The organism is Micromonospora sp. M42 (assembly GCF_000568915.1).
GTDB lineage: Bacteria > Actinomycetota > Actinomycetes > Mycobacteriales > Micromonosporaceae > Micromonospora > Micromonospora chalcea.
In genome coordinates this window covers 5,312,785-5,334,674 of record NZ_KK037233.1, presented here as the reverse complement: position 1 = coordinate 5,334,674, position 21,890 = coordinate 5,312,785, and the positions used below count along the sequence as shown (strand labels likewise).

General features: G+C 74.2%; 24 protein-coding genes, 2 tRNA genes and 2 pseudogenes. 12 read left to right on the top strand and 16 right to left on the bottom strand.

All coding sequences use genetic code 11. The features are described from left to right. Positions 1-32 precede the first annotated feature (32 nt). On the top strand, positions 33-107 hold the full coding sequence (locus MCBG_RS35335; protein WP_369752275.1) for a 50S ribosomal protein bL37: 75 nt from the start codon (positions 33-35) through the stop codon (positions 105-107). 83 nt (positions 108-190) lie between these two features. On the opposite strand, the gene rsrA is transcribed toward MCBG_RS35335, so the two are convergent. From rsrA to MCBG_RS24630, 5 genes and pseudogenes are all read right to left on the bottom strand, one after another. Beyond that, positions 191-478, bottom strand: coding sequence for a mycothiol system anti-sigma-R factor (gene rsrA, locus MCBG_RS24645; protein WP_043330951.1), 288 nt, complete (start codon positions 476-478; stop codon positions 191-193). 2 nt (positions 479-480) lie between these two features. Further along, positions 481-1,287: a sigma-70 family RNA polymerase sigma factor gene (locus MCBG_RS24640; RefSeq protein WP_043328498.1), complete on the bottom strand. Its 807-nt coding sequence runs from the start codon at positions 1,285-1,287 to the stop codon at positions 481-483. A gap of 228 nt (positions 1,288-1,515) precedes the next feature. Further along, positions 1,516-2,181: pseudogene (locus MCBG_RS32035) on the bottom strand (alpha/beta family hydrolase). A 96-nt stretch (positions 2,182-2,277) separates the two neighbouring features. Beyond that, complete coding sequence (locus tag MCBG_RS24635; RefSeq protein WP_030503699.1) at positions 2,278-2,670, bottom strand: WhiB family transcriptional regulator; 393 nt, start codon at positions 2,668-2,670, stop codon at positions 2,278-2,280. 212 nt (positions 2,671-2,882) lie between these two features. Next, positions 2,883-3,590: an SOS response-associated peptidase gene (locus MCBG_RS24630; RefSeq protein WP_043328496.1), complete on the bottom strand. Its 708-nt coding sequence runs from the start codon at positions 3,588-3,590 to the stop codon at positions 2,883-2,885. Positions 3,591-3,692: 102 nt separating this feature from the next. Between MCBG_RS24630 and aroA the strand changes: the two are divergent. The 5 genes and pseudogenes from aroA (at position 3,693) to MCBG_RS24605 (ending at position 8,754) form a co-directional block, all read left to right on the top strand. Continuing rightward, positions 3,693-4,993, top strand: a pseudogene (gene aroA, locus MCBG_RS24625) (3-phosphoshikimate 1-carboxyvinyltransferase). Next, positions 4,963-6,093, top strand: coding sequence for a ribosome small subunit-dependent GTPase A (gene rsgA / locus MCBG_RS24620; protein WP_043328494.1), 1,131 nt, complete (start codon positions 4,963-4,965; stop codon positions 6,091-6,093). Before aroA ends, rsgA begins: the two are co-directional and overlap by 31 nt. A 55-nt stretch (positions 6,094-6,148) precedes the next feature. Further along, positions 6,149-6,841 (top strand): DUF6348 family protein, encoded by a 693-nt coding sequence (locus MCBG_RS24615; RefSeq protein ID WP_043328492.1) that lies wholly within the window; start codon positions 6,149-6,151, stop codon positions 6,839-6,841. Between the two features lie 68 nt (positions 6,842-6,909). Further along, positions 6,910-7,728, top strand: a complete 819-nt coding sequence (gene hisN, locus MCBG_RS24610; RefSeq protein ID WP_043328490.1) for a histidinol-phosphatase — start codon at positions 6,910-6,912, stop codon at positions 7,726-7,728. A 60-nt stretch (positions 7,729-7,788) separates the two neighbouring features. Next, on the top strand, positions 7,789-8,754 hold the full coding sequence (locus tag MCBG_RS24605; RefSeq protein WP_176722743.1) for a hypothetical protein: 966 nt from the start codon (positions 7,789-7,791) through the stop codon (positions 8,752-8,754). Here MCBG_RS24605 and MCBG_RS24600 read toward each other — a convergent pair. Beyond that, positions 8,637-9,905, bottom strand: a complete 1,269-nt coding sequence (locus tag MCBG_RS24600) for a glycosyltransferase (protein WP_064447891.1) — start codon at positions 9,903-9,905, stop codon at positions 8,637-8,639. The two genes, MCBG_RS24605 and MCBG_RS24600, sit on opposite strands and share 118 nt — an antisense overlap. Positions 9,906-10,099: 194 nt before the next feature. Between MCBG_RS24600 and MCBG_RS24595 the strand changes: the two genes are divergently transcribed. From MCBG_RS24595 to MCBG_RS24585, 3 genes are all read left to right on the top strand, one after another. Next, positions 10,100-11,098 (top strand): SDR family oxidoreductase, encoded by a 999-nt coding sequence (locus MCBG_RS24595; RefSeq protein WP_043328486.1) that lies wholly within the window; start codon positions 10,100-10,102, stop codon positions 11,096-11,098. Positions 11,099-11,154: 56 nt separating this feature from the next. Then, a complete protein-coding gene (locus MCBG_RS24590; RefSeq protein WP_051611585.1) occupies positions 11,155-11,826 on the top strand; it encodes an ATP-binding protein in 672 nt (223 codons plus the stop codon). Between the two features lie 80 nt (positions 11,827-11,906). After that, positions 11,907-12,479, top strand: coding sequence for a DUF5709 domain-containing protein (locus MCBG_RS24585; protein WP_043328485.1), 573 nt, complete (start codon positions 11,907-11,909; stop codon positions 12,477-12,479). On the opposite strand, the gene MCBG_RS24580 is transcribed toward MCBG_RS24585, so the two are convergent. The 3 genes from MCBG_RS24580 to MCBG_RS35330 are packed head-to-tail and all read right to left on the bottom strand — an operon-like array spanning position 12,480 to position 14,244. Beyond that, positions 12,480-13,112: a response regulator gene (locus tag MCBG_RS24580; RefSeq protein ID WP_176722742.1), complete on the bottom strand. Its 633-nt coding sequence runs from the start codon at positions 13,110-13,112 to the stop codon at positions 12,480-12,482. Between the two features lie 11 nt (positions 13,113-13,123). Then, positions 13,124-13,873, bottom strand: a complete 750-nt coding sequence (macS, locus tag MCBG_RS24575) for a MacS family sensor histidine kinase (RefSeq protein ID WP_369799326.1) — start codon at positions 13,871-13,873, stop codon at positions 13,124-13,126. After that, the gene (locus tag MCBG_RS35330; RefSeq protein WP_369799325.1) at positions 13,807-14,244 is read right to left on the bottom strand and encodes a DUF5931 domain-containing protein; all 438 of its coding nucleotides are present in this window, start codon (positions 14,242-14,244) and stop codon (positions 13,807-13,809) included. The genes macS and MCBG_RS35330 overlap by 67 nt, the downstream gene beginning before the upstream one ends. A 115-nt stretch (positions 14,245-14,359) precedes the next feature. Here MCBG_RS35330 and MCBG_RS24570 point away from each other — a divergent pair, with 115 nt between their 5' ends. Further along, positions 14,360-14,815 (top strand): ATP-binding protein, encoded by a 456-nt coding sequence (locus tag MCBG_RS24570; RefSeq protein ID WP_043328481.1) that lies wholly within the window; start codon positions 14,360-14,362, stop codon positions 14,813-14,815. On the opposite strand, the gene MCBG_RS24565 is transcribed toward MCBG_RS24570, so the two are convergent. Then, on the bottom strand, positions 14,796-15,734 hold the full coding sequence (locus tag MCBG_RS24565) for a ribose-phosphate diphosphokinase (RefSeq protein WP_043328479.1): 939 nt from the start codon (positions 15,732-15,734) through the stop codon (positions 14,796-14,798). The two genes, MCBG_RS24570 and MCBG_RS24565, sit on opposite strands and share 20 nt — an antisense overlap. A gap of 64 nt (positions 15,735-15,798) precedes the next feature. On the opposite strand from MCBG_RS24565, the gene glpK reads away from it, so the two are divergent. After that, positions 15,799-17,283 carry a glycerol kinase GlpK gene (gene glpK, locus MCBG_RS24560; protein WP_198033316.1) on the top strand — a complete coding sequence of 495 codons (1,485 nt, stop codon included), beginning with the start codon at positions 15,799-15,801 and terminating at the stop codon, positions 17,281-17,283. Positions 17,284-17,286: 3 nt separating this feature from the next. On the opposite strand, the gene MCBG_RS24555 is transcribed toward glpK, so the two are convergent. Beyond that, on the bottom strand, positions 17,287-18,120 hold the full coding sequence (locus MCBG_RS24555) for a phosphoribosylaminoimidazolesuccinocarboxamide synthase (RefSeq protein WP_043328477.1): 834 nt from the start codon (positions 18,118-18,120) through the stop codon (positions 17,287-17,289). Between the two features lie 124 nt (positions 18,121-18,244). Between MCBG_RS24555 and MCBG_RS24550 the strand changes: the two genes are divergently transcribed. Then, positions 18,245-19,570, top strand: a complete 1,326-nt coding sequence (locus tag MCBG_RS24550) for an ABC transporter substrate-binding protein (RefSeq protein WP_043328476.1) — start codon at positions 18,245-18,247, stop codon at positions 19,568-19,570. 115 nt (positions 19,571-19,685) lie between these two features. Here MCBG_RS24550 and MCBG_RS24545 read toward each other — a convergent pair whose 3' ends face one another. The 5 genes from MCBG_RS24545 to MCBG_RS24525 all read right to left on the bottom strand — a co-directional run bounded on the left by MCBG_RS24545 (position 19,686) and on the right by MCBG_RS24525 (position 21,805). After that, positions 19,686-19,934, bottom strand: coding sequence for a hypothetical protein (locus MCBG_RS24545; RefSeq protein WP_043328474.1), 249 nt, complete (start codon positions 19,932-19,934; stop codon positions 19,686-19,688). Positions 19,935-20,042: 108 nt separating this feature from the next. After that, a tRNA-Met gene (locus tag MCBG_RS24540) sits at positions 20,043-20,116 on the bottom strand. Positions 20,117-20,252: 136 nt separating this feature from the next. After that, positions 20,253-20,326, bottom strand: a tRNA-Met gene (locus MCBG_RS24535). A 50-nt stretch (positions 20,327-20,376) separates the two neighbouring features. Then, positions 20,377-21,306: a hypothetical protein gene (locus tag MCBG_RS24530; RefSeq protein ID WP_043328472.1), complete on the bottom strand. Its 930-nt coding sequence runs from the start codon at positions 21,304-21,306 to the stop codon at positions 20,377-20,379. Next, complete coding sequence (locus MCBG_RS24525) at positions 21,296-21,805, bottom strand: RNA polymerase sigma factor (RefSeq protein ID WP_043328470.1); 510 nt, start codon at positions 21,803-21,805, stop codon at positions 21,296-21,298. The genes MCBG_RS24530 and MCBG_RS24525 overlap by 11 nt, the downstream gene beginning before the upstream one ends. Positions 21,806-21,890: the final 85 nt, after the last annotated feature.

Sequence of the window (21,890 nt, the reverse complement as noted above, 5' to 3'; positions counted from 1 at the left end):
ACGGAACCGTGACCAGCACAAGGAGGCAGAGCATGGCGAAGAAGGCCCGCAAGAAGAAGGCCCGGAAGAAGAGCAGCGCCAACCACGGCAAGCGCCCCAACTCCTGATCATCGGGAACAGCGCGGCACCTGCCGGAAACGCGTGACGGCCCGGGTCCGATCATTCGGACCCGGGCCGTTCCGTCGCTTGTTCAGTCGGCCAGTTCGCGGGACTCGGTGGTCTCGAAGACCACCAGCTCGGTCAGCCGCAGACGCAGCCGCTCACGCAGCTTCTCCGGCGCCGAGTCGTTGCCGCAGCACCGGGCCACGAGCGCCTTGACCTCCTGCTCGATGCCGTACTCGCGCAGGCACGGCCCGCACTCGTCCAGGTGGTGCCGGATCAGCAGCCGGCGCTCCTCGCCGCACTCCAGGTCGAGGTAGAGGTAGACCTCGGCGAGCACCTCGCGGCAGTCCGTCTCGTGCGGTTGTCCACAGCTCACGGTCACACCTCCCGGCTGGCGGCGGCGGTCGAACCCTTCTTCGACGAGGCGGCGCTGAAACCGCGCTCCGCCGCGTACTGCTCGAGCAGCTTCCGCAGATTACGTCGGCCACGGTGCAGACGGGACATCACGGTGCCGATCGGCGTGCCCATGATGTCGGCGACCTCCTTGTAGGAGAAGCCCTCGACGTCGGTCAGGTAGACGGCCAGGCGGAACTCCTCCGGCAACTGCTGGAGGGCCTCCTTGACGTCGCTGTCCGGGAGCCGGTCGAGCGCCTCCGTCTCGGCCGAGCGCAGGCCGCTGGAGGTGTGCGACTCGGCCTCGGCGAGCTGCCAGTCGGTGATCTCCTCGGTCGGCGCCTGAATGGGCTGCCGCTGCCGCTTACGGTAGGTGTTGATGTAGGTGTTGGTCAGGATCCGGTAGAGCCAGGCCTTCAGGTTCGTGCCCTGCTCGAACTGGTGGAAGGCGGCGTACGCCTTCAGGTACGTCTCCTGAACCAGGTCCTCCGCGTCGGCCGGGTTGCGGGTCATCCGCAGACCGGCGGCGTAGAGCTGGTCGACGAAGGGCATAGCGTCCCGCTCGAAGCGGGCCCTGCGCTCGTCCGTCTTCTCGGTGGTCAACCGCACATCCCCTCGCGTCGGATGCTTTCCCGCTGAGGATACGCGTACCCACTTTCCGGCAGATTCACTTCCGGAGTCTGTGCCGGTGCTCACGACCGACGCCGCGGGCCACTCCGGCGCGTCGAGCAGCCGCCTGAGCTGCCGCTCGTCCCGTTCGTCCCGTTCCCGGCTCCGTGTCTGTATCGGCACCGGTCACCCCCCTCGCGCTGGCACTGTCGTCGTCCACAGGGAGGTAACGCGAGGTACGGGGTGCGGCATTCCACCGGTCCCACCCGATCCTGGCCCCGGCGGCGGCCGCGACCGCCGCTGGGACCAGGAAGGGCCTGGGAGGGTGGCCCCGGCGCACCCGAACCGGGCGGCCGGCACCAACCGGTGCAACGACCCGCCGCGGGCGACGGTCACGGCGCGCGCCGTCGCTCAGGACAACCATCCGTGTACGCGCAGCCAGTCCCGGACCACGGCGGCCGTGCCGGCCGGGTCGCCCCGCAGGTCGTGCCGCTGTCCCGGCCCGGACCACCCACCTCGATCCCCGGGCCGGGTTCGGGCACGCCGAAACGGGTTCCCGGGTCGCCGTTGACCACGAGCGTGGGCAGCCCGGTGAGCAGTTCCGCGGCCCGGGAGCGTTCCGGGCCGCCCGGCGGGTTGCAGCGGGAACGCCAGCGCGACGACTCCGGCCGCCCCCACAAGAACATCCCTTTGAGCGTGAACGTGACTTTTATATGCCCCATCCCGGCGAGATCGGACTGTGACGGATAGATCGGTTGTCAAGGACCGGCCGCCGACCACCCAGTCGCGCACCTGCGGGGCGCGCCGGCGAAGCTCGGCCAGCACCGCCGTCCACGCCTCGTCGAGGTGCCCGGCGGGAGCGGGCGCGCGCCGCCCGGCGACCCGGTACGGCTGGGTCACCAGGGCCACCCCGGCCCCGGCGTCGCGCACCGCGTCCCGGACCGCCGTGAGGTCCGGCGCGTCCACGTCGCCGCCTGCCCCGTGGCCCAGCACCAGCACTGTCGCGCCGTCTGCGGGCGGGTGGAAGCGGAACCGCGCCCGTCCCCGGGGTGTGTCGATCTCGTCGTCGTGCCGCACCGGCCCATTCTGCGCGTGCCGGTCGGCCGGCGGCGCCGGGACGGGCCGAACCGGTCGTCGCCCGTGGCCCGCGGACGGGCCACGGGCGACGAGGGATCAGCTCAGCGGCACCAGGGTGAGCAGGCGGTCACGCACCGGCGGGCCGGCGTCGTCGATCGCGTCCGGATCGGGTTGCACCTCGCTGCGCCAGGCCACGAGCATGGCTCGGCGCTCGCGCGGCGTCGTGCCGCCCCAGACGCCGTGGCAGTCGCCCACCTCCAGCGCCCAGGCCAGGCAGGAGCCCTGGACGTCGCACGTGCGGCAGAGCGCCACCGCCGCGTCGGCCGGCTCGTTCGGCGCCGGGAAGAACGTCTCCGGATCGACGTTCTGACAGGTGCCTCTGGTGCGCCACGCCTCGTCCTGGCGTCGTTCGTGCAGAGCCCGCAGCAGTCGTGGGTCGCGCCGTGCCGCGGCGACCTCGTGCGGGCGGGGCATGCGTGCCCGTGTCAATACACCCACCTCCCCCGTGGGACCGGCAGAGATCTTTCAGCAAGATCGATGGGTGTCGTCGCCCCGTGCGAACCAACGCCCATCACCGGCGCTGTGTTCTATCGCATTCGCATACGTAAGGACAAGAGTCTTCAATGAAACTGACTGAACGTCCGGGCGACTTTTCCGGCGCAACCCCGGCAAAAGGGGCGCGTCGATGTGGCGGAGCGTGATCAGAAAAGGGTCGGCCCGGAGACCGCCTCCTCGCCCTCCGGAGACACCCGCGCGATCAGCTCGGGACCGTCGTTGCGGACGTCGCCGACCGCCCGGGAGACCGGGCGGATCTCCAGCCCGGCGAGCAGGCCGGCGTCGGGCGGCGCGAGCAATCCGGCCGGGTCGTCGGCGGGGCCGAGCCAATCCGCCCAGCGATCCGGCGCCAGCAGCAGCGGCATCCGGTCGTGCACCTCGGCCAGCTCGCCGACCGCAGCGGTGGTGAGCACGCTGAACGTGAGCCGGGCCACCCCGGCCGACTCCCACGCCGACCAGATGCCGGCGAAGGCGAGCACCGAGCCGTCCCGGGGCGTCATGAAGTAGGGCTGCCGCCCGCCACCGGCGAGCCGGACCCACTCGTACCACCCGTCGGCCGGCACCAGGCACCGGCGCCGGGCGAACGACGGCGCGTACGCCCGGCTGGTCGCAACCGTCTCGGCCCGCGCGTTGATCATGCGGGCGGCGCCGGCGGCGCTGCGGGACCACCCCGGCAACAGCCCCCAGCGGCCCAGGGAGAGCAGCCGGTGCCCCTCCGGAGCGAGCCGGACCAGCGGCACCGGATCGGTCGGGGCGACGTTGAAGTCCGGCGCCACCCCGCCGGTCTCGTCAGCCGAGGAGAACAGCGCGCTCAGGTCACCGGCGCTCCGGGTCGTGGCGTACCTCCCGCACATGGCGCCCACGCTAGCCCCATCCGGACGTTTCGGCTGTCCCGCCCAACGGGAGCAGCGGCCACGGACGGTTCCACCGGGCCGGGAACTTGGCAGAATGTGACCGTGGGGAATCCGATCGCTACCCGTCAGCCGCAACCGTGGACCGCGCCGACCGCCAGCGACCCGGTCGCCGCGACACTGCGCCTGCCCGGCTCCAAGTCGATGACCGCCCGGGCCCTGGTGCTCGGCGCGCTGGCCAGCGGGCCGTCGACACTGGCCCGGCCGCTGCGCGCCCGGGACACCGAGCTGATGGCCGGCGGCCTGCGCGAGCTGGGCGCGCACATGTCCATCTCCGACGACGACCGCTGGCTGGTCCGCCCGCATCCGCTCGCCGGGCCGGCGCACGTCGACGTCGGCCTGGCCGGCACGGTGATGCGCTTCCTGCCGCCGGTGGCGGGGCTGGCCGCCGGCCGGGTCACGTTCGACGGCGACCCGCACGCCCGCACGCGCCCGCTCGGCCCGCTGATCGGCGCGCTGCGGGCGCTCGGCGTCCGCATCGACGCCCCGCCGACGGGCAGCCTGCCGCTCGTCGTGCTCGGCGCCGGGCAGGTGACCGGCGGCGACGTGGTCATCGACGCCTCCGCGTCCAGCCAGCTCGTCTCCGGGCTGCTGCTGGCCGCGCCCCGGTTCGACCGGGGCGTGGTGGTCCGGCACCAGGGTCCCCCGGTCCCGTCCGCGCCGCACCTGCGGATGACGGTGCAGATGCTGCGCGCCGCCGGCGCCGCGGTGGACGACACCACGCCGGACGTCTGGGCCGTCGAGCCGGGCCCGCTGTCCGGGCGGGGCTGGGAGATCGAACCCGACCTCTCCGGCGCCGCGCCGTTCTTCGCCGCCGCGCTGGTCACCGGCGGCGAGGTGACGTTGCAGGACTGGCGCGCAGCAGCCTCCAGCCGGTCGAGCGGCTGCGGGAGCTGCTGCACCGGATGGGCGGCGAGGTGACGCTCGGCACCGACGGCCTGACCGTGCGGGGCACCGGCACGGTACGCGGGCTGGACGCCGACCTCTCCGACGTCGGCGAGCTGACCCCGGTACTGACCGCGCTCACGCTGCTGGCCGACGGCCCGTCCCGGCTCACCGGCATCGGCCACATCCGGGGCCACGAGACCGACCGGGTCACCGCACTCGCCAAGGAGTTCACCGCGCTCGGCGCGGACATCACCGAGACCCCCGACGGGCTGGACATCCGGCCCCGCCCGCTGCGCGGCGGGACGTTCCGCACGTACGCCGACCACCGGATGGCGCACGCCGCGGCGGTGGCCGGGCTGGCCGTCCCCGGCATCGAGGTCGACGACGTGGCGTGCACCTCCAAGACCATGCCGGAGTTCCCGGCACTATGGTCGGGGATGGTGACCGGCAAGAACTGACAGCGGGGGGGGACGTCCTGGCGACGAAGCGGCGCGAGTACGACGAGGACGACGTCCGGGTCCGACCGGGCCGGTCGTCGCGGCCGCGTACGCGCACCCGCCCCCGGCACGCCGACGCCGTCGACGGGTTCGTCATCGCCGTCGACCGGGGCCGCTACACCTGCGTGCTGCCCGGGGCCGGGCCGGATGCCCCGCTCGTCACCGCCATGCGCGCCCGCGAGCTGGGACGCAAGTCGGTGGTGGTGGGTGACCGGGTGGGTCTGGTCGGGGACACCTCCGGCGCGCCGGGCGCGCTGGCCCGGATCGTGCGCATCTCCGAACGGACCTCGGTGCTGCGGCGTACCGCGGACGACGACGAGACCACCGCCGAGGGGCGGCTGGAACGGGTGGTGGTGGCGAACGCCGACCAGTTGGTGATCGTCAGCGCGCTCGCCGACCCGCCGCCGCGTACCGGGTTCATCGACCGCTGCCTGGTGGCCGCGTACGACGCCGACATCGAGCCGCTGCTCTGCCTCACCAAGGCCGACCTGGGTGGCCCGGAGGCGGTGCTCGGCTACTACACCGAGCTGGAGCTGCCGTACGTGCTGATCCGCCCGGACTCCGACCTGGCCGCGCTGCGCGCGCTGCTCGCCGGCCGGGTGTCGGTGATGGTGGGTCACTCCGGCGTGGGCAAGTCGACGCTGGTCAACCGCCTGGTCCCGGACGCCGAACGCGCGGTGGGCACGGTCAGCGCGATCGGCCGGGGCCGGCACACCTCGACCAGCGCGGTGGCGTTGCGGCTGCCCGCCGAGCCCGGCGCCGACGGCGACACCGGCTGGATCGTCGACACCCCGGGGGTACGCAGCTTCGGGCTGGCCCACGTGTCCGCCGAGAGCCTGCTGCACGGCTTCCCGGACCTCGTCGAGGCGACGGTGGACTGCCCGGCCAACTGCCCGCACACCGCCGACGAGGCGGACTGCGCGCTGGACGCCTGGGTGGCCGCCGGGAAGGCGGACGCGCGCCGGCTCGCCTCGTACCGCCGGTTGCTGGCCTCCCGCAGCGGCGAGGGCGACCCGCGCGAGCCGGAGCGCAACCCCGGCGATCCGCTCGCCGGGTCCTGACCGGCGTCGCCGGCCGGGCCCACGGCGCCGGGCCTCACCGGTACGCTGACCCACCATGATCGATCCCCGGCCGACCCCACGGCCTCTGCCCGCCGAGCGGGTGCTGGAGCTGGCCGCGCCGATGCTCGCCGAGGTGGGTGGCGAGTGGCGGATGACCGACGGGCCGATGCTGCGGTCGGGATCGCTGGGCGTCCGGGTCCTTCCACCGGACAGCGACGACTACCGCCACCTGGACCTGGAGCTCCTGCTGAACGCGGACCGGCCGGACGTGCCGACGATCGTCGACTGCACGCTCGGCCTGGCGGCCGACCCGGTCGAGGCGGCCCGTCAGGCGATCGGGGCGTGGATCGAGACCTGCCTGGTGACGGTCCTGGAGATGATCGAGCAGCGAGGGCGGCTGGCGAGCCACTTCAGGTCGGGCGACAAGGGCGGGTTCGCCGGCTGGCATGCGATCGTCGGCGGCGTGACCGGATGGTCCGCCGACGGATCGCAGCACAAGCAGGAGTGGTTCGCCGAGGCGATGCCGTGGTCGACCCTGGCGCCGGTGATCGCGGCCGGGCTGGACCGTCCACATCTCAACGGCGTTCGCATGCTGGTCGGCCAGGGTGGCGACGTCACCGAGTGCGAGGTGCGGATCAACGGCCGGCGGCACGAGCCGTCCGCCGCCGCGCTCGCCGCTCTGGACTGGCCGCGCACCGACCGTTTCGGCCTGGCACGCACCTTCGTCCTCCTGGTCGGCCCCGACTGAGGCGGTGACAGCGCTCGGGTGACGCCCCGACGACCGACGGTCGTGGTCACGCCACTAGCGTGTCCGTCATGACCGGGTACGCCGACGATCTCGCCCTCGCCCACCTGCTCGCCGACGCCGCGGACGCGGTCTCCTCGGCCCGGTTCCGCGCGCTGGACCTGCGCGTCGAGTCGAAGCCGGACCTGACCCCGGTCTCCGACGCGGACACCGCCGTGGAGCGGGAGATCCGCGCGCTGCTGGCCACCCACCGTCCCGGCGACGGCCTGCTCGGCGAGGAGTACGGCGAGCAGCCGCCGGCCGGGCCGGACGGGCGGCGCTGGGTGATCGACCCGATCGACGGCACGAAGAACTTCGTCCGGGGCGTACCGGTCTGGGCCACCCTGATCGCGCTGCTGGAGCACGACCGGCCGGTGCTCGGCCTGGTCTCCGCCCCGGCGCTGGGCCGCCGCTGGTGGGGCGCGCTCGGCGCGGGCGCGTTCGCCGGCGCCGGACCGGCGGACGGCACGCCGATCCGGGTCTCCGGCGTCACCGCGCTCGGCGACGCGAGCATCTGCTACTCGTCGCTGACCGGGTGGGAGCAGGCCGGCCGGCTGGACGCGATCCTCCAGCTCATGCGGGACACCTGGCGCAGCCGCGCGTACGGCGACTTCTACGGTTACATGCTGCTGGCCGAGGGCGCGCTGGACGTGATGGTGGAGCCGGAGCTGTCGCTGTGGGACATCGCCGCGCTGGTGCCGATCGTCACCGAGGCGGGTGGCGTGATCACGGATCTGGCCGGCCGGCCGGCCCCGGGGGGCGCGGACTCCGCCGACATCAGCGCCGTGGCCAGCAACGGCGCGCTGCACGACGACATCCTGGCCCGGCTCGGCCGTCCAGCCGAGCGCTGAACCGGGAAGAGCCTCTATCCTCGCCAGGTGGTTTCCTCCGGTTGGTGCTTCCTGGCAGCGATGATCGTCGCGTACGGCTTCGCCAACCTTCTCCAGTCGGTCGCCGCGGCGCGGACAACCGTGCACCACACGTTCGACCCGGGGCTGCTGCTGCGCCTGGCCGGGCACCGGACGTACCTGATCGGCCTGACCTGCCAGGTGGTCGGCTTCGTGCTGGCGTTCCTGGCCCGCCGCGACCTGCCGCTGTTCCTGGTGCAGGCGAGCGTGGCGGCCGGGCTCGGGGTGACCGCCGTGCTCGGCGTGCTGGTGCTCAAGTGGCGGTTGCCGGCCGCCGAGGTGGTGCTGCTGGTGCTGCTGTTCGCCGGCATCACCGCGCTGGTGCTGTCGGCCCAGCCGGCGCCGTCGCGGCAGCTCGGCACCGCCGGACTGGTCGGCCTGGCGGTGGCGGTGTTCGCGATCGCCGGGTCCGGGTTCTTCGCCGCCCGGCTGCACGGCGCGCTCGGGTCGGTGGTGCTCGGCTCACTGGCCGGGATGGCGTTCTCCGCCGCCGCGGTGGCGGCGCGCCCGCTCGCCTCGGCCGGATCGGTGGAGGCGTTCGTGCGCGACCCGCTGCTCTACCTGCTGATCGTGCACTCGGTCATCGGCCAGCTGCTGCTCGGCCTGGCCATGCAGCGCGGGTCGACCACGGCGGCGGTGGCCGCGATGGACGCCGCCGGGGCGGTGCCCGCGGCGATCGTCGGCCTGCTGCTGCTCAACGACAAGATCTGGCCCGGCCGGGAGTGGCTGGCCGGTCTGGGCTTCCTGGTCACGCTCGCGGCGGTGGTCGGCCTGACCCGGTACGCCGAACCGCAGCACCACCACGCCAGCGCCCGCCAGAAGGCGATCGTGGGCGCCGGGATGGTGCCGGTTCAGGCCGCCTCGACCGGTCCCCGTTCCGAGACGGCCACCTCGACCGGCGGCGTCACCTCGACCGGCGTCGGCTCGATCGGCGTGGCCGGGCGGCGACGCCCGATCACCCGCTCGTAGAGACGTTCCAGCGCGGCAGCGGTACGTTCCCACGTGTAGCTGCACCGGACCCGGTCCACCGCGGCGTGCCCGTACGCGAACCGCCCGGCGTTGTCCGACAACAGCCGGCGCAGCGTGACCCCGAGCGTGCGTACGTCACCGGGCGGCACCAGCTTGCCGGTCACCTCGTCCACCACCGCGTCGGCGATGCCGCCCATGGCGTAACCGACCACCGGCACGCCGCAGGCCATCGCCTCCAGCGACACCCGCCCGGCCGACGCGTAGTGCGGCGTGCAGGCCACCACGTCGGCGGAGCGGTACCAGGTCGCCATCTGGTCGTGCGGCACCGCGCCGACCAGCTTCACCTGCTCCGCCACCCCGGCCCGCTCGGCCAGCTCCCGCAGCCGGCGCGCCTCGGCGTGCCCGTCCAGCCGCTCGGCCGGCGGGCCGCCGGCGATCACCAGCTCCGCGTCGCCGACCAGCCGCATCGCCCGGATCAGGTCGTCCTGCCCGTGTCCGGGGGCGAGCCCGCCGACGGAGAGGATCCGGGCCCGCTGGTCGCGGGGCGCCGCCTCGCCGTCCGGATGGAACTGGCCGGTGTCCACCCCGGTCGGCACCATCGCCACCGACGTGCGCTGCAGGCCCATCCGGGTCAGCTCGTCCACCTCGTCGTTGCACTGGGCCACCGCCACGTCCACCGCCCGGGTCAGCGCCCGTTCCAGCGGGATGCGCTCGCCCGGCCCGCCGTACCGGGGCCCGAGGTGCCGCAGCTGCTCGACGCCGAGCGAGTGGAACGTCTGCACCACCGGGATGTCCGTGGCGCGTACCGCGTGGGCGGCGGCCAGCCCGCCGACCCAGTAGTGGCCGTGCACCACGTCGGGGGTCCAGTCACCGGCCCACTGCCCGGCCAGCCAGCGGCCGTACTCGGCGACGAAGGGCACCAGCTCGGCGGTGGAGAGCACGTCGGGCGGGCCGACCGGCACACGTTCCACCCGGTAGCCGTCGAGTTCGGTCAGGGCGGGCTGGGCGGCGGCGGCACGGCGCTCGTACACGCGGACGTCATGGCCCCGGGCGGCGAGCTCCGCCGCCACGCGCGCAATGTGCTCCTGCGTCCCGACGGTGGGACCGTCGGTGGACGAGCCGGCGTGCGCGCATACAAGGCCGACGCGCATGGTGCACCTCCATGCGTTTCTCGCGTAGCGGGGTCTCCGGTCAGAGCGTCCCATTAACCCAGGTCCGGCGCGCCCAAACCTGGCAGATCGGGGTCACCGGGCCACCGCTGTCCCGCGAGCGGGACGGCCGACCGAACCCGATCACCGTCGAAATCGGTCGGCATGACCGGGCGGCCCGGGGGTACCGCCAAAGGATGCCGCTAACCCGCAGCCTCTCCGACGCCACGGTCGTCATCACCGGCGCCTCCAGCGGGATCGGCGCGGCGACCGCGTACGCGCTGGCCCAGCGGGGCGCCGACGTGGTGCTCGCCGCCCGGACCGGGTCGGCGCTGCGCCGGGTGGCGGCGAGCTGCCGGGAACTGGGCGGACGGGCCCTGGTGGTGCCCACCGACGTGACCGACCCGGAGGCGGTGGAGCAGCTCGCGGCGCGGGCGGTGGCCGAGTTCGGCCGGATCGACGCCTGGGTCAACAACGCCGCGGTCGGCACCGTGGGACTGTTCGACGAGATCCCGGTGGCCGAGTTCCGCCGGGTGGTGGACGTGAACCTGCTGGGGGCCGTGTACGGGACACGCGCGGCGCTGCCCTGGCTGACCGCCGCCGGTGGCGGGGTGCTGGTCAACAACGCCTCGGTGCTGGCCGAGGTGGCGATGCCGTACCAGTCGGCGTACAACGCCACGAAGCACGCGATCCGCGGGCTGGCCGACACGGTCCGGCAGGAGCTGCGGGTGACCGGGCGGGGCAACATCTCGATCTGCACGGTGCTGCCGGCCACCATCGACACGCCGTTCTTCCGGCACGCGGCCAACCACACCGGCCGGGAACTGACCCCGCCACCGCCGGTGTACCCGCCGGAGATGGTCGCCGAGACGATCGTGAAGCTGCTGCGCCGGCCCCGGCGGGAGGCGTACGCGGGCGGCGCGGCCCGGCTGATCGGGCTCCAGTGGCGGCTCGCCCCGGCGCTGGCCGAGCGGGTGATGGGCTGGTACACCGCGCGCACCCAGTTCGGGCCCGGCGTACGCGCCGACTCCACCGGCGCCGTCTTCACCCCCGGCGCGGCGGCGGAGCGGACCGACGGCTGGTCCGGGCGGCGGGGTCAGTTGCTGCGGCTCACCGCGGCCGTCGGTCTGGCGGCCGGCACCGCTGTCGGCACGGCGGCGGCGATCAGCCGCCGGTCCCGGACGGGCCGGCCGTGAGTCCCGCCGACCGGACCGGTGCGCGGGCGGCGGCCGAGGTGCACAATGGGGCGATCATGCCGACGGATGCGCGTTGCCTGGTGGAGACCGACGATTCCTCCGCGAGAGTCCGGCTGACCGGCGTGCTCGACCGGGCCGAGGTGGAGGCCGTGCGGGACGCGCTGCTGGCCCGGCTGTGGCAGCGCCCCGGCCTGCTGCTCGTGGACCTGTCCGGGGTGCGTATCGCCGACCCGCTGGCCCGCGACGCGCTGGACGAGGTCTGCCGGGCGGTGTCCGACTGGCCGGCCAGCGAGATGCTGCTCGACCCGGACGCCACGCCGCCGGACCCGCCGCCGGACCCGCTCGGCGTCGAACTGCCCCCGGTGGTCGAGGCCGCGCGCGAGGCACGGTCGCTGGTCTCCGCCGGGTGCCTCCGGTGGGGCCTGCCGGAGCTGGTCGAACCGGCCTGCATCGCGGTCACCGAGATGGTCAACAACGTGGTGGCGCACGCGCTGACCCCGATGACGCTCCGGCTGGCGCCGCGCGGCAACGCGCTGCACGTGGCCGTCCGCGACCACTCGGCCGGGCAGCCCGCGTACGCGGGTCCGGCGGCGGCGGACGCGCTGGGCGGGCGCGGGCTGCTGCTCATCGACACGGTGGCCCGGCGCTGGGGCAGTACTCCGCTGCCCGACGGCAAGGTGGTGTGGTGCGTGCTGTACGTCGAGGACGAGGCGGCGGTCCGCAACTGAGGCGCCCTTTCGCCCTGTTGCTCCCGATCCACCCGGCCGGTTGCGGTTAGGGCGGGGAGCGCAGTGGGTAGTTCCCGAGCATGCGCGACGACGAGTACCCCACCCCCGTGTCCGATCCCGAGGCGGCGGGCCTGCCCGACACCGCCGACGACGACTCCACCGCCAACGACGACGTGCTGACCGGGCGCGAGGCGGACGGCCCCGAGCCGGCCCAGCTCCCCGGCGACCGCACGCCGGTCGCGGTGGACGAGTTCGGCACCACGGCGGAGGAGCAGCTCGACGGCGAGTCGCTGGACTACAAGCTCCAGCGCGAGCAGTACGAGCGTCCCGCCGACGACCCGCTGGCCGGCCCGGTCGACCCGGACATCGCCGCCGAGGCGGACAGCGAGGAGGCCGCCGCGCAGGCCCAGCTCGACGCCGACGTGATCGACCCGGGCCCGGTATCCGACCCGGACTCCCCCGTCTCCGTGTACGACCACGGTCAGCTCGGCACCGTCGCCGACCACCAGGTGGGCCGGCTGGTCGAGCCGGACGAGGGCGCGCACACCGACCAGGAGACCGACAACGTCGCCTACGACGCGGGCGCGGCCGGTGGCGGGGCCAGCGCGGAGGAGCTGGCGGTGCACGAGACCCGCCCGCCGGACGCCCGCTAGCTAGCCGTCCAGGCCCCGCTCGATGGCGTACCGGGTCAGCTCGACCCGGTTGTGCAACTGGAGCTTGCCCAGGGTGTTCTGCACGTGGTTCTGCACGGTCCGGTGGGACAGGCCCAGCCGGTCGGCGATCTGCTTGTAGGACAGCCCCTTGGCGACCAGGCGCAGCACCTCGGTCTCCCGCTCGGTGAGCCGGGGTGCGTCGTCGTCCGGGGCGGGCGGCGCCGCGGCCAGCCGCCGGTACTCCCCCAGCACCAGGCCGGCCAGGCCCGGCGTGAACACCGGCTCGCCGGCCGCCGTACGGCGCACCGCGTCCAGGAACTCCGCCGGGGCGGCCGACTTGACCAGGTAGCCGGTGGCGCCGGCCTTGACCGCGTCCAGCACGCCCTGCGGCTCGCCGCTGGCCGAGAGCATGAGCACCCGCACCTCGGGCAACGCCGCGCGCAGCCCCCGGATCACCTCGACGCCGGAGATGTCCGGCAGCTGGAGGTCGAGCACGACCAGGTCGGGGCGGGCCGCCGCGGCCACCCGTACCGCCTGCCGCCCCTCGCCGCTGGTCGCCACCACCTGGTGACCCGCCTCGGTGAGGTCGCGGGCCACGCCCTCGCGCCACATCGGGTGGTCGTCGACCACCATCACCCGGATGCTCACCCGCGGCTCCTCGGCACGATCAGCTCGATCTCGGTGCCGGCGCCCGGCGCGGACGCGATCCGCACCTCGCCGCCCAGGTCGGCCACCCGGCCCCGGATGGACTGCGCCACCCCGAGCCGCCCCTGCGCGGCGGCCTCCGCCAGCCGCCCGTCCGGGATGCCCGGCCCCTCGTCGCGTACCGAGACGGTCACCGTCTCCTCCTCGTCCTCGATCAGCACCCAGGCCCGCCCACCGGCGTGCCGGGCCACGTTGTCCAGCGCCGCGCCGACCGCCGCGCCCAGCTCACCGGCGGTCCGCGCGGGCAACGGCACCGGGGTGGCGGGCGCGGACACCACGACGGTGGCCGAGGCGTACCTGTCGATCAGGTCGCGCAGGTCCTGCTCGGCCCCGGCCGGGTCCGGCGGCGCGCCCGCCCGGCCGATGAGCGCCCGCAGCGCGGCCTCCTGCTCGCCGGCCAGCCGGGCCAGCTCGGCCGCCTCGCCGTCCAGGTCCGCGCCGCGCCGCCGGACCAGCGCGAGCACCTGGAGCACGGAGTCGTGGATGTCGCGGGCCAGCCGCTCCCGTTCCCGGGTCGCCGCCTCCAGTTCCACCGCCCGCTGCAACCGCTCCTCCGCCTGCACCGCCAGCCGCGCCACGTGCCCGACCACCACACCGGCGAGCAACATCAGGATCGCCCCGGTCAGCGCGGACGGGCTGATCCGGTCCCGGGTGGCGAGGTCGGCGCCGCCGAGCACCAGCGCGGCCACCGCGCCGCGCCGCGCCCGCCGGAGACCGCCCAGGCGAGCACCGGCCCGGCCAGCCAGGCGGCGGTCAGCATCGGCACGCCGGCGGCGAGCGCCGCGCGCCCGACCACCCAGGGCGTGACCAGGATGATCGCCAGCACCACGCCGAGGTCGGCCAGCAGCAGCGGCCAGCGCCGCCCGGCCGGGCGGCCGTAGCCGGCCGCCGTCACGCCGCTCCAGGCCAGCATCGCCAGCAGGACGCCGCCCGCGGCGACCGGGTGCGCGTAGCGGTCCGCGTCGCGCAGCACGACCAGCCCGACGTACGCGAGCGCGGCGAACCGGAACACCGCGATGGAGCGCCAGAACGGGCCCTCGAGGCCGGAGGACGACGGCATGTGCGTCACCCTGTCACAGCCGGTCGAGGGGACCCCGGCCGGTGCGGCCTGAGAAACCCTGACGTACGGTTGAAATGCCGCGAAAGTCGTCGAGAGCCATCGTCGGGACGGGGTCATGACAGACGCAGAACTCCCCGCACCGCGTACGGTTGTGCCCATCGAACCTTCCCTCCTTCTCGCCACGGCCTTCGGTCAGGCGCAGGTGACCGAGCTGCGGCACTCGGTGACCTCCTGCGCGCAGGACTCTGGCCTGTCCGGTCAACGGCTGGACGACTTCGTGCTGGCGGTCAACGAGCTGATCACCAACGCGGTGCGGCACGGCGGCGGGCAGGGCTGGTTGCGACTCTGGCAGCGCGACGGCGAGCTGGTCTGCCAGGTCGCCGACCACGGGCCCGGGATCAGCGAGCGGCGGCTGCGCGACCGTGACCGGCCGGCGCCGGACACCGCCGGCGGCTGGGGCCTCTGGCTGGCCCGGGAGCTGAGCGACACGATGGAGGTGGAGACCGGCGACGCCGGCACCGTCGTCCGGATCACCGCCGCGCTCGCCACCGTCAGGCGAACAGGGCGCTGACCGACTCCCCGTTGTGGATCCGCCGCATCGCCTCGGCCAGAGCCGGCGCCACCGACAGCACCTCCAGCTTCGGCACCCGCTTCTCCGCCGGGATCGGCACGGTGTTGGTGCAGACGATCTCCAGTACGCCCTCCTGCGCGCTGAGCCGCTCCAGCGCCCCGCTGGAGAACAGGCCGTGCGTACAGGCCAGCCGGATCGAGCGGACCCGCCGCTCGCGCAGGTGCGAGATCAGCTCGATCACGGTGCTGCCCTTGGCGATCTCGTCGTCCAGCACGATCACGTCCCGGTCCGTCACGTCGCCGATGATCGTGCTGATCTGCACCCGGTCGTCGCTGAAGCGCTGCTTCGCGCCGGCCGCCACCGGCGTACCCAGCATCCGGGCGAACGCGGCGGCCTCCTTGGCGTTGCCCAGGTCCGGCGAGACCACCACCGCGTTGCCCAGGTCGCGCCCCTTGAAGTGGGCGGCCAGTTCCCGCAGCGCGTGCAGGTGGTCCACCGGGACGCTGAAGAAGCCGTGCACCTGCGGCGAGTGCAGCGTCATGGCCAGCACCCGGTGCGCGCCGGCGGAGGTGAGCAGGTCGGCGACGAGCCGGCCGCCGATGGAGATGCGCGGCGCGTCCTTCTTGTCCGACCGGGCGTACGCGTAGTGCGGCAGCACCACTGTGATCCGGGCGGCCGACGCGCCCCGGGCCGCGTCGATCATGAGCAGCAGCTCGACCAGGTGCTCCTGCACCGGCGGCACCAGCGGCTGGATGAGGAAGACGTCGCGCTCCCGGCAGTTCGCCTGCAACTGCACCTCCAGGCAGTCGTTGGCGAACCGGGACACCCGGACCGGATGCAACGGGACGTGGAGGTGGGCGCAGATCTCGGCGGCGAGGACCGGATGGGCCGACCCGCTGAACACGGCAATGTCACGCACGTCTGATGATCGTACGGGCCGCCGGGAGGAGACGGTGGACACTCGCGGCGGGTACGGTGCTGCCGTGACCGCAGAGTTCGTCGCCGCCATCGACCAGGGCACCACGTCGTCGCGCTGCATCGTCTTCGACCGGGCCGGCGAGATCGTCGCCGTGGCCCAGCGCGAGCACCGGCAGATCTTCCCCCGGCCCGGCTGGGTGGAACACGACGCCGAGGAGATCTGGACGAACGTCGAACACGTGGTCCGCGAGGCGCTGGCCAGCGCCGACATCGGCACCGAGATGCTGGCCGCGGTGGGCATCACCAACCAGCGGGAGACCACTGTGGTGTGGGACCGGGAAACCGGCCGCCCGGTGGCGAACGCGATCGTCTGGCAGGACACCCGCACCGGCCCGCTGCTGCGGGAGCTGACCGAGACGTACGACCAGGAGCGGCTGCGGGCCCGCACCGGCCTGACCCCGGCCACCTACTTCGCCGGGCCGAAGCTGCGCTGGCTGCTCGACCACGTCGACGGGCTGCGCGAGCGGGCCGAGCGCGGCGAGGTGCTGTTCGGCACCATGGACAGCTGGCTGATCTGGAAGCTGACCGGCCGGCACGTCACCGACGTGACGAACGCCAGCCGCACCATGCTGATGGACCTGGAGACGCTCGACTGGGACCCGGAGCTGCTCGACGCGCTGCGCGTCCCGGCCGCCGTGCTGCCCGAGATCCGCAGCTCGGCCGAGGTGTACGGCACCGCCCAGGGGGTGCTGGCCGGGGTGCCGGTGGCGAGCGCGCTCGGCGACCAGCAGGCCGCGTTGTTCGGGCAGACCTGCTTCCAGCCCGGCGAGGCCAAGTGCACCTACGGCACCGGCAGCTTCCTGCTGCTCAACACCGGGGCCAGCCCGGTGCCGTCGCGGCACGGCCTGCTCACCACCGTGGCGTACCGGATCGAGGGCCAGCCCGCCGTGTACGCGCTGGAGGGCGCCATCGCGGTCACCGGCTCGCTGGTGCAGTGGCTGCGCGACAACCTCGGCCTGATCTCCACCGCCCCGCAGGTCGAGGAGCTGGCCCGCACCGTCGACGACAACGGCGGCTGCTACGTGGTGCCGGCCTTCTCCGGCCTGTTCGCCCCGCACTGGCGCAGCGACGCCCGGGGCGTGATCGCCGGGCTGACCGGCTACATCACCAAGGGACACCTGGCCCGCGCGGTGCTGGAGGCGTCCGCGTTCCAGACCCGCGAGGTGGTCGACGCGATGAACGCCGACTCCGACGTGGCGCTGCGCCGGCTGCGGGTCGACGGCGGGATGACCGGCAACGAGCTGCTCATGCAGTTCCTCGCCGACGTGCTGGCCGTGCCGGTCGTCCGGTCCCGGATCACCGAGACGACGTGCCTCGGCGCCGCGTACGCCGCCGGTCTGGCCGTCGGGTTCTGGCCCGACCTGGCCACGCTGCGCGAGAAGTGGCGCTCGGACGCGCAGTGGGAGTCGACGATGGACCCGGCGCACCGGGAGCGTGAGCTGCGTCAGTGGCACAAGGCGGTCCAGCGCACGCTCGACTGGGCCGAGTGAGCGTCAGTCCCAGCGGTTGCCGGTGAGCTTCTCGTACACCTCGACGTAGCGGGCCCGGGTCGCCTCGATCACCTCGGCCGGCACCTCCGGCGCGGGCGGCTGCTTGTCCCAGCCGCTGGACGTGGCCCAGTCCCGCACGTACTGCTTGTCGTAGGAGAACTGGGCGCGGCCCGGCTGGTACGACTCGGCCGGCCAGAACCGGGACGAGTCGGAGGTGAGCACCTCGTCGCCGAGAACCAGCGTGCCGTCCGCCGCCCAGCCCAGCTCCAGTTTCGTGTCCGCGATCAGGATGCCCCGCTCGGCGGCGATCTCCGCGCCGCGCCGGTAGACGTCGATGGTGATCTGCCGCAGCCGCTCCGCGACCTCCGGGCCGACCTTGTCGACCACCTGCTCGTACGTGATCGGCTCGTCGTGCTCGCCCTTCGGCGCCTTCGTCGACGGCGTGAAGATCGGCTCGGGCAGGATCGACGCCTCGACCAGGCCGCGCGGCAGCGGCACCCCGGAGACCGAGCCGGTGCGCTGGTATTCCGCGAAGCCGCCGCCGGTCAGGTAGCCCCGGGCCACGCACTCGACCGGCACCATGTCCAGCCGGCGGCAGCGGATCGCCCGGCCGGCGAACTCCGCCGGCACGTCCGTCGCCGAGATCACGTGGTTCGGCACCAGGTCGGACAGCTGCTCGAACCACCACAGCGACAGCGCGGTGAGCAGGCGGCCCTTGTCCGGGATCGGGGTCGGCAGCACCACGTCGTAGATGGAGACGCGGTCGGTGGCGACCAGGATCAGGTCCTCGCCGTCGGCGTAGACGTCCCGGACCTTGCCCGAATGCAGAAGTTCCACGGCGCTAGTACACCATGACCGGCGAGGGCCGCCCGGCGCGCCCACCGGAGGTCCCGCCCGGCGTTGACACCCCGCCGTAGGGGCCGGTGAAATGATCCGTCCACCGACGTTCGGAGAGAGATCCGTGCCCGCTGCGCAGTCCGTACCCCGTCCCGGCCTGGACCGGCGACGGCTTCTCGGCGCGCTCGCCGGGCTGCCGCTGCTCGGCGGCGGGCTGCCGGCACTGGCCGGGTGCAGCCCGGAGGAGGCGGCCGTCGACGACGGCCCGGTCGAGCTGTCGGTGTTCTGGTGGGGCGGCGACCGGCGGGCGGCGGCCACCGAACAGGCGCTGCGCCTGTACTCGCAGCAGAACCCCCGGGTCAGCTTCCGGGTCACCTGGCAGGGGTTGAGCGGCTACTACGACCGGCTGGCCACCCAGGCCACCGGCGGCAACCCGCCGGACCTGTTCCAGATCGACGACACGCTGCTCGCCGAGTACGCCGGCCGGGACATCCTGCTCGACCTCAGCCCGTACGCCACCGACGGGCGGATCGACCTGCGCGAGGTGCCGGCGCAGCTGGCCCGCTACGGCCAGGTGGACGAGCGGACCGTGGGCGTGGCGGCCGCGCAGACCAGCGCGGCGCTGGTGTTCAACCGCGCGCTGCTGCGCCGGCTGGGCCAGCCCGAGCCGCGCACCGGGATGCCCTGGAAGGAATACGTCGCCTGGGCCGCCCGCGTGACCCGCGCCTCCGGCAACCGGGTGGCCGGCACCATGGACGCCTCCGGCGACTACCGGGCGCTCTGGCTGTGGCTGCGCGGCCAGGGCAGCGAGATGTACCGGGGGCGGCAGCTCGGTTTCAGCTCGGCCGAACTGCTCGACTGGTTCGAGTTCTGGGAGGTGGCCCGCTTCGGCCGGGCCACCCCGAGCGCCGCGCTGGTCGAGCAGGCGGACAGCGGCGAGCTGGCCCGCCAGCTCGTGGTCACCGGGCACACCGCGGCCTCGTTCGCCTGGTCGCACCAGTTGCCGGAGCTGCAACGCCTGACCGACGACGAGCTGGCGGCGGTGGCCTTTCCGGGCACGCCCGCCGCCCAGTGGCCCCGGGCGTCGATGTACTGGGCCGGCTTCCAGGGCACCCGCCACCCGGAGGTGGTGGCGAACGTGATCGACTTCCTGACCACGAACGTGGCGGCCGGCCGGCTCCTCGGCGTGGAGCGCGGCCTCAACGCCAGCAAGCAGGTGCGCTCGTTCGTCGCCGGCGAGCTGACCGACCGGTCCGAGAAGCGCATGGCCGCGCTCGGCGCCGAACTGGACGGGCTGGCCGGTCCGTCACCCGCGCCGCCGCCCAAGGGACACGCCAAGGTCCGCACCCTGCTGATCGACGCGGCCGAAAGCATCCGCGGCAAGCGCTCCGGCGCCCGCACCGCCACCTCGCGCTTCATGGCCCAGGCCAACGCCGCCCTGGCGAGCTGACCCGCCCGCCGCGCCCGACCGACCGCCCTGCCCGGCGATCATGAGGTTGGCGGCGACAAATCGGACGCGGCGCACCGCCAACTTCATGATCAGCCGGGGCGTGCGGGCCCGGGGGTCAGCGCGGAGGGCGGTTGCGGCGTCCGCGCGTGAGCAGCAGCACCAGCAGGACGATGCCGCCGACCACCACGAGGCAGCAGAGCAGGCCGAGGAAGCCGAACCCGCCGCGGCCGCGCCGGCGCGCCGCCTCCACCACGATCTCGCCGGTGCCCGACGACGCCCAGGCCGCGACCGGCACGAACACCGAGAGCACGACCGTACCGAGGACCGCGCCCAGGCGGCCCCACCACTTGTTCCATGCAGACATGCCCCCCATCCTCGCCGAGACCCGCAACCGGGGCACGGCGGATGAGGGCGGATGTCGCCGGACACGGCGAAGGGCCCCGGAAAGAATTCCGGGGCCCTTCGTCACGAGTAGCGGGGACAGGATTTGAACCTGCGACCTCTGGGTTATGAGCCCAGCGAGCTACCGAGCTGCTCCACCCCGCGTCGGCTCGTAAAGCTTATCGCACTCCGATCCCGGAGATCAGCCGGGTCCCCGATCCTGCCGCCGGCCCGCGCGGACCGGCGGCAGGCGGAAACGGCGAAGGGCCCCGGAGAGAACTCCGGGGCCCTTCGTCACGAGTAGCGGGGACAGGATTTGAACCTGCGACCTCTGGGTTATGAGCCCAGCGAGCTACCGAGCTGCTCCACCCCGCGTCGGCTCGACAACCGTAGCGCACCGACCCGGGGAGGCGCAAAACGGGTACTCAGTCCAGCCACCGCCGGACCGCCTCGACCGCCCGGCGGCTGTCCGCGTCGAACTGGGCGCGCTCGGTCGAGGTGCTCTCCCAGCCCTGCTCCCACAGCAGCGACACCACGTCACCGACGCGGACCGCCCGGATCAGGTGCACCTCGTCGCCGCCGCTCGGATCGCCGTTCGCGTCCCGGTACGGCGTCCGCGTCTCGAACAGCACCGACTCGTCGCCGTACCCGCTGTCGGGCAGCAGATGCTGCCGCACCGTCGCCGGCGGCGTACCCCGGGCGGGCTGCTCGGGGCAGGCCCGTACCGCCGCGCGCAGCTCGGCCAACGCGGCGCCGGCGCCGCCGGACCGGTAGATCGTGATGCTGTGCCGGTAGTTGCCCGACGGCACCTCGTCGGCCGAGGCCCCGGCCCGCCGGTACGGCAGCGACCGGGCCCGCTGCGCCACCACCCGCTCGTCGCCGGGGCTCGCGCCGCAGAGCACCGGCAGCACCGGCCCCGGGCCGAAGTAGTTGCCGGTACCGGCGTCGTTCGCGGCGGGTAGCACGAAGAACGCCCGGTCCGGGATCGTGGTCGGGGTCGCCGCGGCCGGAGGCGTGGTGGTCACGGCCGGGCTCCGCGAGCCGGGGGTACGGCCGACGGACGGCGACGGCGGGGGCGGCGACGACGGCACGACCGAAGGCGCGACGGACGACGGCCGCGGGGTGGGCGTACCCGCGGGCGGTGGAGCCGGGTCGGGGCCCGGCCCGGCGGCGAGCACCAGCTGGCTGCCGGCCACCGTGCCCGCGACCAGCCCGGCGGCGGCCAGGACGGTCAGCGCGGCCCGGCGGCGGGCCCAGCGGTCGGCGCTGCGGCGCAGCCGGTCCGGCGCCGGCAGCACCCGCTCGTCCGTGTCGGCGGCGAGGGACCGGTAGTAGCGGTGCAGTTCAGGCGACATCGTTGACCTCCAGCTCCTCGGCGGCGACGCCGGGCAACAGCTCGGCCAGCCGGGCCCGTCCCCGGGACAGCCAGGACTTCACAGTGCCGGCGGGAACCCCGGCCTCCCGGGCGATCTCCTCCACCGGCAGGTCGAACAGGTAGTGCAGGGCGAGCGCCTGCCGGTGCCGGGGCGGAAGCTGCCGCAGCGCCCCGACCAGCAGCACGGTGTCCTCGCCCGGCGGCCCGACGTCGGGCGGCGGCCCGGTGCGGCTGGCCGCGAGGCGCCACCCGCGCAGCCGCCGGAACCGGTCGGCCGCCAGCCGGCTGATCACCAGCCGCAGCCACGCCTCCGGAGCGGGATGGGCGGCGAGCTTCGCCCACTGCCGCCAGGCCCGCGCGTACGCCTCCTGCACGAGGTCCTGGGCCTCGGCCGGGTCGCCGGCCACCGCGTAGCCGTACCGGATGGCCCGCCCCGACGTGCTGCGGTAGAAGTCGTCGAAGCTGTTCGCGTCCCGCATGTGCCCTCCCGCCCCCACACGTCCACCTGCACTGTTGACGGCGCAGTGCGGTCCGGGGTTGCGGGCGGGGAGTCCGGAAGACGAC

Coding starts and splice junctions, on each gene's coding strand:
- MCBG_RS24630 (WP_043328496.1), bottom strand. CDS start 3,590: ATGTGCGGGAGGTACGCCACGACCCGGAGCGCCGGTGACCTGAGCGCG.
- rsgA (WP_043328494.1), top strand. CDS start 4,963: ATGGTCGGGGATGGTGACCGGCAAGAACTGACAGCGGGGGGGGACGTC.
- MCBG_RS24615 (WP_043328492.1), top strand. CDS start 6,149: ATGATCGATCCCCGGCCGACCCCACGGCCTCTGCCCGCCGAGCGGGTG.
- hisN (WP_043328490.1), top strand. CDS start 6,910: ATGACCGGGTACGCCGACGATCTCGCCCTCGCCCACCTGCTCGCCGAC.
- MCBG_RS24605 (WP_176722743.1), top strand. CDS start 7,789: ATGATCGTCGCGTACGGCTTCGCCAACCTTCTCCAGTCGGTCGCCGCG.
- MCBG_RS24600 (WP_064447891.1), bottom strand. CDS start 9,905: ATGCGCGTCGGCCTTGTATGCGCGCACGCCGGCTCGTCCACCGACGGT.
- MCBG_RS24595 (WP_043328486.1), top strand. CDS start 10,100: ATGCCGCTAACCCGCAGCCTCTCCGACGCCACGGTCGTCATCACCGGC.
- MCBG_RS24590 (WP_051611585.1), top strand. CDS start 11,155: ATGCCGACGGATGCGCGTTGCCTGGTGGAGACCGACGATTCCTCCGCG.
- MCBG_RS24585 (WP_043328485.1), top strand. CDS start 11,907: ATGCGCGACGACGAGTACCCCACCCCCGTGTCCGATCCCGAGGCGGCG.
- MCBG_RS24580 (WP_176722742.1), bottom strand. CDS start 13,112: ATGGTGGTCGACGACCACCCGATGTGGCGCGAGGGCGTGGCCCGCGAC.
- MCBG_RS35330 (WP_369799325.1), bottom strand. CDS start 14,244: ATGCCGTCGTCCTCCGGCCTCGAGGGCCCGTTCTGGCGCTCCATCGCG.
- MCBG_RS24570 (WP_043328481.1), top strand. CDS start 14,360: ATGACAGACGCAGAACTCCCCGCACCGCGTACGGTTGTGCCCATCGAA.
- MCBG_RS24545 (WP_043328474.1), bottom strand. CDS start 19,934: ATGTCTGCATGGAACAAGTGGTGGGGCCGCCTGGGCGCGGTCCTCGGT.
- MCBG_RS24530 (WP_043328472.1), bottom strand. CDS start 21,306: ATGTCGCCTGAACTGCACCGCTACTACCGGTCCCTCGCCGCCGACACG.
- MCBG_RS24525 (WP_043328470.1), bottom strand. CDS start 21,805: ATGCGGGACGCGAACAGCTTCGACGACTTCTACCGCAGCACGTCGGGG.